This window comes from Herbidospora sp. RD11066 (assembly GCF_054661255.1).
Genome location: NZ_BAAGDO010000001.1, coordinates 40,502 through 51,200 on the forward strand (window position 1 = coordinate 40,502; position 10,699 = coordinate 51,200).

The 10,699-nt window shown below is 70.8% G+C and carries 7 protein-coding genes; 3 read left to right on the forward strand and 4 right to left on the reverse strand.

Annotation, left to right across the window (positions count from 1 at the left end; genetic code table 11):
• Positions 1 to 66 precede the first annotated feature (66 nt).
• Together ACYQ78_RS00175 and ACYQ78_RS00180 are read right to left on the reverse strand one after the other, a co-directional pair.
• Positions 67 to 1,629, reverse strand: a complete 1,563-nt coding sequence (locus ACYQ78_RS00175; protein ID WP_459798554.1) for an MFS transporter — start codon at positions 1,627 to 1,629, stop codon at positions 67 to 69.
• A 72-nt stretch (positions 1,630 to 1,701) separates the two neighbouring features.
• Positions 1,702 to 5,118, reverse strand: coding sequence for an AfsR/SARP family transcriptional regulator (locus ACYQ78_RS00180; RefSeq protein ID WP_459798555.1), 3,417 nt, complete (start codon positions 5,116 to 5,118; stop codon positions 1,702 to 1,704).
• Positions 5,119 to 5,158: 40 nt separating this feature from the next.
• Between ACYQ78_RS00180 and ACYQ78_RS00185 the strand changes: the two genes are divergently transcribed.
• From ACYQ78_RS00185 to ACYQ78_RS00195, 3 genes are read left to right on the forward strand one after another with little or no spacing between them, the layout of a single operon-like run.
• Positions 5,159 to 5,671: a DUF402 domain-containing protein gene (locus ACYQ78_RS00185; protein ID WP_459798556.1), complete on the forward strand. Its 513-nt coding sequence runs from the start codon at positions 5,159 to 5,161 to the stop codon at positions 5,669 to 5,671.
• A gap of 41 nt (positions 5,672 to 5,712) precedes the next feature.
• Positions 5,713 to 7,116 (forward strand): aldehyde dehydrogenase (NADP(+)), encoded by a 1,404-nt coding sequence (locus tag ACYQ78_RS00190; RefSeq protein ID WP_459798557.1) that lies wholly within the window; start codon positions 5,713 to 5,715, stop codon positions 7,114 to 7,116.
• A gap of 14 nt (positions 7,117 to 7,130) precedes the next feature.
• The gene (locus tag ACYQ78_RS00195) at positions 7,131 to 8,030 is read left to right on the forward strand and encodes a hypothetical protein (RefSeq protein WP_459798558.1); all 900 of its coding nucleotides are present in this window, start codon (positions 7,131 to 7,133) and stop codon (positions 8,028 to 8,030) included.
• Between the two features lie 97 nt (positions 8,031 to 8,127).
• On the opposite strand, the gene ACYQ78_RS00200 is transcribed toward ACYQ78_RS00195, so the two are convergent.
• Together ACYQ78_RS00200 and ACYQ78_RS00205 are read right to left on the reverse strand one after the other, a co-directional pair.
• Positions 8,128 to 9,330, reverse strand: coding sequence for a pectate lyase family protein (locus ACYQ78_RS00200; protein ID WP_459798559.1), 1,203 nt, complete (start codon positions 9,328 to 9,330; stop codon positions 8,128 to 8,130).
• 77 nt (positions 9,331 to 9,407) lie between these two features.
• Entirely contained in the window at positions 9,408 to 10,697 is a 1,290-nt protein-coding gene (locus ACYQ78_RS00205) for an ABC transporter substrate-binding protein (RefSeq protein WP_459798560.1), read from the reverse strand.
• Positions 10,698 to 10,699 lie beyond the last annotated feature (2 nt).

Genomic DNA, 10,699 nt, shown 5'->3' on the forward strand with positions numbered 1-10,699 from the left:
CGCGACGACGGGCGCAACTCGTCCAAGAAAAAACGGCCCTGCCCCCGTGGGCGGGCCGTTTCTCCATTAGCGGACCGGTTCTTCGACGTGCCCGGTGTCGTCGAGGATGACCTCGGGGATCTCCTTCGGGGTGCCCCGCAGGGCCCACAGGCACGACACGGCCAGCACGACCATCGAGACGCCGCCGACCACGAGGGTCGCGTGCATCGCGTCGACGAAGGTGCGCTGGGCGGCGTCCAGGAGCTGGGTCGCGGCCGGGGCGGGGAGCTGGGACGCCACGTGGACGGCGCCGCCCAGCGACTCGCCCGCGATGGTGGCCGCGTCGGCGGGGACCCCCGGCGGGATGGCCAGGTTGGCGGTGTAGAGGCCGCCGAGGACGCTGCCCAGGACGGCGATGCCGAGCGCGCCGCCGACCTCGGTCGCGGTCTCCGAGATGGCGGAGGCCGCCCCGGCGCGTTCGCGGGGGACCGAGGCGATGATCGTGTCGTTGGTCACCGCGAAGGTGAAGCCCATGCCCAGACCGGCGACCACCATCGGGATCAGCATGAAGGCATAGCTGGTGTCGACGTCGACCAGGCCGTACAGGAAGAACCCGGCCGAGGTCAGCGCCAGGCCCAGCGCGATCGTCTTGGCCCGGCCCAGCGCCATGACCAGGGTGCCCGCGAAGCCGCCCGCGATCGCGGCGCCGACGCCGCCCGGCAGGCCCGCCAGCCCCGAGATCAGCGGCGACCAGCCCCGGACGAGCTGGAAGTACTGGGCGAAGGCCACCGAGACCGACAGCGTGCCGAACATGATCGCCACGTTGGCGCCGACGGCGCCGGAGAAGGCGGGGACCCGGAACAGCCGCACGTCGATCAGGGGCTCGGCCAGCCTCGTCTGACGGACGACGAAGACGGCGAAGGTCACCAGGCCGATCACGGCGGAGATCCAGACCGCCGGGTCGGCGATGCCGTCGTGGGCGGCGACCTTGATGGCGTACACGATCGCGACGACGCCGACGATCGACAGGGGGATGCTGACGACGTCGAGGCGGCCGGGACGCGGGTTGCGCGACTCGGGCAGGACCAGCGCGCCGCCGACGACCAGGGCGATCGTGATCGGGACGTTGATCAGGAAGACCGAACCCCACCAGAAGTGGTCGAGGAAGGCGCCGCCGACCACCGGGCCGATGGCGAAACCGAGGGCCGAGACGCTGCTCCAGCTGCCGACGGCGGTGGTGCGCTCCTTCGCGTCGGTGAAGACGTTCCGGATGATCGACAAGGTGGACGGCATGATGGTCGCGCCCGCCACACCCAGCAGGGCGCGGGCGGCGATCAGCAGTTCGGGCGTCGGGGCGTAGGCGGTCAGGGCCGACGCGGCGCCGAAGGCGACGGTGCCGGTCAGCAGGAGTTTCTTGCGCCCGATGCGGTCACCGACGTTGCCGAACGTGATCAGCATGCCGGCCAGCGCGAAACCGTAGGCGTCCAGGATCCAGAGCAGCTGGGTCGCCGACGGGGTCATGTCCTCGACCAGGCGGGGCGTGGCCAGGTGGAGAACGGTCATGTCCAAAGCGAGCAGCAACATGGCGAGGCACGAGATGACCAGCGTGCCCCACTTCTTCCCGGCGGTGGCGGGGGTGGTGGAAGTCATGGCCTCAGCCTCCGGCAGGCCGCTGACCTGCGGCTGACCGCCTGCTGACGGCGCTGACGGAACGCTGACGCCTCAGGCGAGTTCCAGGACGACGGGGATCAGCCGGTCTTTCGGCATGTCGAGGCCGCGCGCGTGGGCGGTCGTGTAGACGGCCTCGCCGAGGATGGCGCGGCAGCGGGTGGCCAGGCGCGTCGCGTCGGGTTCGTCGCTGGGCAGGCCCTCGCGCAGGGCGGTGCTGATGCCGAGAAGGGCGGCCGCGCCCGCGGGGTCGTCGCGGAGGAGGACGGCTCCGGCCAGTCCTTCGGTGACGCGGGCGGCGTGGAGGCGGTTGCGCTGGACGTACACGGAGGAAAGGGCCTGGCGGTGGTGGTGTTCGGCGCGGTCGGGGTCGCCTTCGCCGTAGGCGGTCCAGCCCAGGGTCAGGTGGGCGGCCACCCGGATCTCGTCGAGGCTGAACCAGTCGCCGCCGCTCTCGGTCAGGTCGGTCAGCACCCGTTCGGCCAGGTCACGGGCCTCGGTGAGGGAGCCGTGCAGGCGGGCGAGGTCGGCGAGGCCGATGTGGGCGCGGCCGATGAGTTCGATGGCGCCCGCGTGGCGGGCCAGTTCGGCGGCGCGGGAGAAGTCGGCCCGCGCGCTGCCGCGCATGGCCGGGCCCGCCGCGCCCGACCGCTCCGACAGGACCAGGGTGTTCTGGGCGCGGCGGCAGAGCAGGTCGGCGATGTCGACGGTGGTGCCGAGCGTCTGCACCAGGTCGAGGGCCTGGTTGACGAGGTCGAGCGCCTCGGTGCGGCGGCAGGTCCATTCGGCGATGTCGGCCAGGCCGGTGAGGCCCATCGCCATGCCCCAGCGGTCGCCGATCTTGGTGAATCCGGCCAGCGAGGGGAGGAGGTGCTCTTCCGCCTTGACGGGATCGCCTTCGAACAGCGCCAGCAGGCCCCAGCCGAAGCGGGACAGCGAGCGGGTCCAGGCGTCGAGGTCGTAGGTGGCTTGGATGGCGATCAGCTCGTCGGCCAGGGCGGGGTCGGGCGGGCCGACGGCCTGCGACCAGAGCACCCAGAGGAGTGGCTGGCGGTTGGGCGCCCGGAAACCGTCGATCCACGCGGCGACGCGGTCGAGATGGGGGCGCAGCTCGGGGGTGGGGCCGCCGCCGACGATCGCGCTGAGCACGCACAGCGCGATCTCCTCGGTGATCTCGGGCTCCGGGCCGAGGCGGGCGAGGAGTTCGCGGGCGCAGAGGTCCGACTCGCTGCGCAGGCCGCGCAGCCACCAGAAGCCGGTCAGGCCGGAGAACAGCAGCAGCGCGTCGCCGGGAGTGGCGTGGCGGAGGGCGGCCAGCAGGTTCTCGTGGTCGGCGTCCATGCGGCGCAGCCAGTCGATCTGGTCGCCGGTGCGCAGATGGGGGTCGGCGGTGGCGACGAAATCGAGGAAGTAGGCGACGTGGGCGTCGCGCAGCCGCCGCTCCTCGCCCGCCTCGGCGAGCTGTTCGGCGCAGAACGCCCGGATGGTGTCGAGCATCCGGTAATGGGTTCCGGCGACCTCGATGAGCGACTTGTCGGCCAGGCCCGCGAGCAGGTCGAGGACCTGGTGGGCGGGCAGGCCGCAGACCTCCTGCGCCGCCTTCAGCGTCGCGCCGCCCCGGAAGACGGTCAGGCGGCGGGCGAGGGTCCGCTCGTCGTCGTCGAGCAGGTCCCAGCTCCAGGCGATCACGGCGCGCAGGGTGCGGTGTCTCGGTTCGGCTGTACGGCTTCCGCGCGCCAGCACGGCGAACGGGTCGGTCGCGTCGGCGATGTCGGTCACCGGGAGCGTGCGCACCCTGGCCGCGGCGAGTTCGATCGCCAGCGGCAGCCCGTCGAGGGCCCGGCAGATCCTGACCACGGCGTCGAGTTCGCTCGCGTGGGCCTCCTCCCAGAAGCCCGGCCTGACGGCGGCGGCGCGGTCGGCGAACAGGCGTACGGAGGGGAAGGACAGGGCGTCGGCGGGGTCGATCCCCGACGGCGGGAGGGCCAGCGGCGGGATCGGCCGCAGGCGCTCGCCGGTGATGCCGAGGGGCTCGCGGCTGGTGGCCAGGATCCGCAGGCCGGGACAGGCGGCCAGCAGGCGTCCGGCGAAGGTGGCGGCGGCCTCGACGAGATGCTCGCAGTTGTCCAGCACGATGAGCATCGGGCGATCGCCGATCCCGGCCGCGATGCGGTGGAACGGGTCGCTGACGGGCTGGCTGTCCTGCCGCAGCAGGCGTCCCTCGCGCAGGCCGAGCGTGCTGAGGACGGCTTGGGGGATCTCGCCGCCGTCGGCGAGCGGGGAGAGCTCGACGAAGTAGACGGGCGTGTCGACGTGGGCACAGGCCTCGACGGACAGCCGCGTTTTGCCGGTGCCACCGGGGCCGGTCAGGGTGACCAGGCGGGCGGTCGAGATCAGCTCCCGGATGGCGGCGAGTTCGGCGTCGCGTCCGACGAGATCGGTGAGGAGCGTGGGGATTCCGACCCTCTCGGGCGTGTCGTGAAATTTCGGGCGGGGGGTGGATGTGGCGGACGTGTCGGAGGCGGGTCCGGTCGGAGCGTTGGCAGCTTTGGGCGAGCCGGGGAGCCGGGATTCATGCGATGTCGGGCCGAAGCGCGATTCATCCGGCGTCGGGCTGTGACCTGATTCATGCGCTATCTGGTCGGGATCCGATCCATGCGCTGTCGGGCTGTGACCTGATTCGTGCGGTGTCGGGTCGAAACGCGATCCATGCGGTGTCTGGTCGAGACCCGATTTATGCGGCTTTGTCGCGAAACTCGCGCCGCCTGCCGTGGATGTGGGGCTTTCGCCGCGCAGGACCGCCAGGTGGGCCGCCGCCAGTTCGGGGGATGGCGTCGTGCCGAGTTCTTCGTCGAGGAGACGTCGGGCCTCTTCGTAGGCGGCCAATGCCTCGGCCGGGCGGCCCAGCGCGGCCAGCACCCTGATGTGGCGGGCTCGCAGGCCCTCGTGGAGGGGGTGGCGGGTGATCATCTCGGGCAGGCCGGGGATGGGGCCGATGCCGGTGAGCAGGGACGACGCGTCGGTGGGCGTGTCGGCCAAGGCGAGGAAGGTCGTCAGGTGGAGTTCGGTCAGGCGGGCGGCGGCGGGGGCCAGGGTGTCGGGGAGGCCCTCCAGGGCCGGGCCGCGCCACAGGGACAGGGCCTCGGTCAGGTGGCCCGAGGCGGCCAGGCGTTCGAAGCGGTGGGCGTCGACGTCGCCCGGGTCGGCGTCGAGGCGGTAACCCGCCGGCGTGTGGGTGAGGTGGCCGCCCAGGGCGGTGCGGAGGCGGCTGACCTGGGCCTGGAGGGCGTTGGCCGCTCCGGCGGGGGGACTGGTGCCGTAGAGGACGTCGATCAGGCGGCCGGTGGTGACGACCCGGCCGGCGTCGAGGGCGAGGGCGGCGAGGAGGGTGCGTCCGCGCGGGCCGGTGAGCTCGACGGGGGTGCCGTCGTCGCGGCGCACGTCGAGGGGGCCCAGAATGGCGAAACGCATACCTCTGATTCTGTCCCACCTTCGGTTAAGGTCGGATGACGTGACGGACCTGGCGATCGTTTACCGCAAGTACGACGAATCCCTGCACTGGAACTTCCCGGGCGTCCTCCTCGGAGAAGACGAGCACGGCGTCTGGACCGGCCACCAGAAGGGGATCGTGGGCCGCAAGGGGCACGAACCGAAGTTCGTCTACGAGTTCCCCTTCGTGATGCTCTTTCCCCGGCACGCGTGGTGGACGGCCTCGTTCAACGCCTACCCCCACGAGACCGCCGTCTACGTCGACGTCACCACGATCCCGGTCATCTCCGACACCGAGATCACCATGATCGACCTCGACCTCGACGTGATCCGCAAGACCGACGGCCGGATCTTCCTCGACGACGCCGACGAGTTCGAGGAGCACCAGGTCCGCTTCGGCTATCCGCCCGACGTCATCGAGCAGGCCGAGCAGGCCGCCGAATGGCTGATGGACGCGGTGACCCACCGCCACGAACCGTTCGGCCGGGTGGCGGAGGACTGGCTCGACAAGCTGGAGGGACTCGTCACCAGCTGAGCATTGGTGACAATGTCATATATTACCAAGTGGAGGAATCGATGATCAACGAAGCTGCCCGCGCCGGTGAGATCTGGCGCACCCGCCCCGCCGCGGAACGCGCCGACGTGCTCGACCGCGTCGCCGACGCGCTGCTCGCCGCAGAAGACGACCTGTGGCCGGTCGCGCGCGACGAGACGTCGCTGCCCGAGGCGCGGTTGCGCGGTGAGATCACCCGGTCGGCGGTGCAGTTCCGGCTGTTCGCCACCGTGCTGCGCGACGGAGGGCACGCCGAGGCGATCGTCGACCACGCCGACGCGTCGGCGACTCCGCCCAAGCCCGACGTGCGGCGGATGTTCCAGCCGGTGCCGGGTGTGGTCGGGGTGTTCGCTGCGTCCAACTTCCCGTTCGCGTTCTCGGTCGCGGGCGGCGACGTCGCCTCCGCGCTGGCCGCCGGATGCGCGGTCGTCGTGAAGGCCCACCCGGGGCACCCCGAGCTGTCGAAGCTGGTGGCCGAGGTGATCAAGGGCGCGCTGTCCGACCCCGACCTGCTCGGCCTGGTCGAGGGGTTCGACGCGGGGCGTGAGCTGGTGCAACACCCGCTGGTGTCGGCGGTCGGGTTCACCGGCTCGCTGCGCGGCGGCAAGGCCATCCAGGCGCTGATCAACGAGCGGCCCGACCCGATCCCGTTCTACGGGGAGCTCGGAAGCGTCAACCCGGTCGTGGTGCTTCCTTCGGCCACTTCCGATCCCGTACGCATCGCGGAGGGTTTCGCCGCCTCCCTCACGCTGGGCGTGGGGCAGTTCTGCACCAACCCCGGCCTGCTGTTCGTGCCCGACGACGCCGAACTGCTGAAGTCGATCACGGCCGCCGTCGCCGCGACCACCGGCGGGACGATGCTGACCCCCGCGATCCGCGAGGGCTTCGAGAGCGGCGCCTCCACCCTCGACGGGAAGCTCACCGAGCTGGCCCGGGGGCTGGCCGGACCGGCCGAGGGCGCCGTCGCGCCGCGCGTCTACACCGCCGACCTGACCACCTTCTCGATGGGACTGCCCGACCTGGCCGAGGAGTGCTTCGGGCCGTCGGCGATCGTGGTGACGTACACGGAGATCTCGGATCTGCCCGAGGTGCTCCGCAACCTGCCCGGGTCGCTGACCGCCACCATCCACTCGGCCGATCCGGTCGAGGCGGCGCCGCTGGTGCCGGAGCTCGCGCGGCTGGCCGGGCGGGTCATCTGGAACGGCTGGCCGACCGGCGTCGCGGTGACGTGGGCGATGCACCACGGCGGTCCGTGGCCCGCGAGTACCACGCCGATGCACACCTCGGTGGGCGCGACGGCGATCCGCCGCTGGCAGACCCCGGTCGCCTACCAGGACCTTCCCGACGCGCTGCTGCCCGCCGAACTGCGGGAGGGGAACCCGCTCGGGATCCCGCGACGCGTGGACGGGGTTCTGTCGGTGGCGTAGGGCATGCTGCGCGGGTGACCTCATCGGCCCGCCTGCTCCGCCGCCTGACCGACTCGGTGCCCGTCGAATATTCGGCGATCCACCTCGACGGCACGGGCGACGTGGAGATCGGCCACGACGAATACGACGCGTCCTTCTACGACGTGGACCTCCGGATCGAGGCGTGGGATGGCGAGCCGCCCGGTCCGGGGGAGTCGTGGGAGGTTCTCCGGCGGCTGACCTTCGTGGCCGACACCGGTGTGATCGGCGTCCAGTTGCCCGAGGCGGCGGCCCGTGAGTTCGTGATCGGCCCACCGCTCTTCGAATACGGCCTGGCGGCTTACGCCGACGCCTCGAACCCGACGCTGTGGCTCTTACGGGTGTGGCCGATCCGCGACGCGTTCGATCCGCTCGTCCACATGAGGCCCAGAGAGCCGGGCGGCCTGGCGCCGCTGCCGGTGCCCCGGCCGGTGACCGCGCCCGTCACGGAGGCCGGGTGGTGGGCGGCCATGCGGCCCGACAAATCGCATGGGTGGGGGAACGCCGACTGGCCGCTGGCCCGGTTGGAGGTGCCGATCGAGTCCATGTTCGGGCCGCTCGCGGTGTTCCCGTGTGATCCCGTCAGCGACGCGCTGAACCCCGATCACGCGCTGACCTTCCAGGTTCCCCTCGAGTTGGGAGACCTGCGCGACAAGGAACCGGGATGCACATTTCGGGCGTGGCGCTGGGAGCCCGACACGCCTGACGGGCGGCCGGAAGACGGCCATCTGCTGACCGACCGGACCGTCCATGTGCGCGACGCTGTCGGGCGGAGGGTGCTGGTCTCGGGCATCGTGACGGCCCTCGGCGAGAGCGCCGGATCGGTGAAGGTCCGCGACGCCGAACCCCACGAGGCGGCCCGCGTGCTCTGCGCCGAAGAGGTGTGGCAGGCCTGATCTGGTGGCGGTCCCGCGCCCCCCGCAAGTCGAGGCGCGGAACCGCCGGTCAGAGGGTTCGGAGTGCGTGCCCGTGCCCGGAAGTCGCGGTTGTCGGTTACGGGATCTTGCCTGCGCCTGCGTGCCTGGACACGTCCTTGTGGACGTCGGCAGCCGGGTCGATGCCGGTGTGGAGGGTGGGGGTCCAGCCTGCGTCGGTGCCGAAGTCGGGGTCGTTGGCTGCGTTGTAGGCGGCGATCGGGTCGAAGGGGGTGACTTGGCCGCCGACCCGCAACAGGTCGCCCTTGGCGGTGAGACTCGTGCCGCCCCAGTTGTAGAGGATTTTGGCCGGGTCGATGCCGCGGCCCAGGCGGTAGAAGTTGTTCTCGCTGTAGATCTGGGACTGGACGCCGACGCCGAGGGCGTAGACGAAGGCCGCGGGGTCGTACACCTCGTAGTAGTTGTTGTAGACGTGCACCTGGCCGAAGCGGACGCGCGGCAACCGCTGGAGGGTGTTCTCGAAGTGGTTGTGGTGGACCGTCACCCTGAGCTTGCCCAGGTCCTGGGACGGGTTGTTGGTCGAGCCGATCAGCATGGTCTTGTCGTGGCCGGAGAAGCGGTTCCACGACGCCGTCACGAAGTCGCTGCCGTTGGTGATGTCGAGCTGGCCGTCGTGGACCTGCCAGGGGCGGCCGAAGTAGACCGGCTGCGCGCTGTCGGGGTTGGTGCCGTCGGTGAAGGTGTTGTGGTCGGCCCACACGTGGGTCGAGCCGGTCACCGAGATGTTGTCGTAGAGGGAGTTCCAGTTGCCGGTGGCGCCGTCGAGCGGGTCCCACTGGGGGAAGCAGTCGTGGGCGTCCTCGAAGGTGATGTTCCGGATGATGACGTTGTCGGCCTTGTCGACGTGGAGGTTGACGCCGCGCAGGCGGGCGGTCTTCCCCTCGCCGACGATCGTTGTGTTGGAGCCGACCTTGAGCTTGATCCGCGCGGTCTGCCGGGCGGCCGACGCCGCGCGGGCGTCCTCCAGCGGACCGGCCGGGTCGACGCGGCCCCAGGTGGCGGGGTCGTAGGCCTGGAGGTAGGCGTCCAGGGAGTAGCCGCCGGTCACGTACGACGAGCAGGGCAGGTTGCCGTCGATGGTGCCCCTGATCTTGATGATCTTCGGTGCGGGGGCGGCGAGGGCGGTCACGAGCTGGTCCCTGGTCGAGACGGTGTGAACCGTACCGCCCGATCCGCCCGACGTGCCGGTTCCGTGTGAGGCCCAGCCGTCGTTCGCCGGTAGGGGCGAGAGCAGAAGGCTGAGAATGAGCATGCTGCGCATACCTGTGTCTCCTGGGTGAAAAGAGCCCGTACGGCTCCCGCCAGGTCAGGGGGCGGGAGACGTACGGGAGAACGGGTTCAGCCGCCGTTGCGCTGCTTCCACTTGGCCTGGGCCTCGGTCAGCGAGGCGGCCATGCCGTCGAGGAAGTCCTTGGCCGACAGCTCGCCGAGCAGCACCTTCTGGAAGTTCGGCTCGGCGTCGGTCTTGGTGATGGCGTTGAACTCCGGCAGGTAGTAGGGCATCTGGACCACGGCGGTGGCCGGGTCGTTCAGCACGTCGAGGGCCGCCGAGATGTGCTGGCGTTCCTTGATCCACGGTTCGGAGTTCACCTCGGTGTTGGCGGGCAGCACGCCCGTCTTGTCGGCCCAGTAGCTGTTCATCGCCTTGCCGGCCGCGAACTTCGCGAACGCGAGCGCGGCGTCCTTCTTCTCGCCGCTGGAGAACAGGCCGATCCCGGCGATGGGGTTCGACAGCACCGCGCGCGGCGCGCCGTCGGCCGGGCGGAACACGGGCAGCGCGGCGACCTTGTCGGCGCCGAGCGTCTTGGCGTGGTCGTTGTACGACCCCAGGTTGTGCTGCATGACGGCGATCGAGCCGCCGTCGAACTGGGCGACCATCTTGGCGTAGTCGTTGGTCGCGTCGGCCTCGGGTGTGGCGTTCTTGAACAGGCCGGCCAGGCGTTCCAGCGCGGCGACGTTCTTGGGGTCGTTCACCGTCGAGACGCCCGCGCTGGAGAACATCTCCGTGATGCCCGACTGGCCGTACACGACCTCCAGCGCCTGGGCGATCGAGCCCGCGCCGCCGCGGATCGTGAAGCCGTAGCGGTTCTGGGCCTTGTCGGTGAGCTTGCCGACCGCGTCGAAGAACTGGTCCCAGGTCTCCGGCGGGGTGATGCTCTTCTCCTTGAACCAGTCGGTGCGGTACCAGAAGACGCCCATGTTGGTGGACATCGGGACCATGTAGGTCTTGCCGTCCGGGACCGTCGACTTGACCGAGGTCACCACCTGCTCGTTCAGGGGGAGTCCGGCCAGGTCGACCGGGTCGAGTGACTTCTGGGCGACCAGGTTGGCGAGCATCGCCGTCGAGACGCCGCCCACGTCGGGCAGGCCGCCTCCGGCGATGGCGGTGTCGTATTTCTGCTGGACCTGGGCGATGGGGATGCCCACGTACTGGACCTTGATCTTCGGGTTGGCCTTCTGGAACTCGGCGATGATGTGCTGCCACACCGGCGTGCGGGCGGGGCCGCCGTTGTCGTCCCAGAAGGTGATGGTGGTCGTGCCGTCACCGGCGGGAGCGGACTCGCCGCCGCATCCGGTCATGGTCAGACCGGCGCCTATCAACAGGGCACACAGCAGGCGTCTGGCCATCG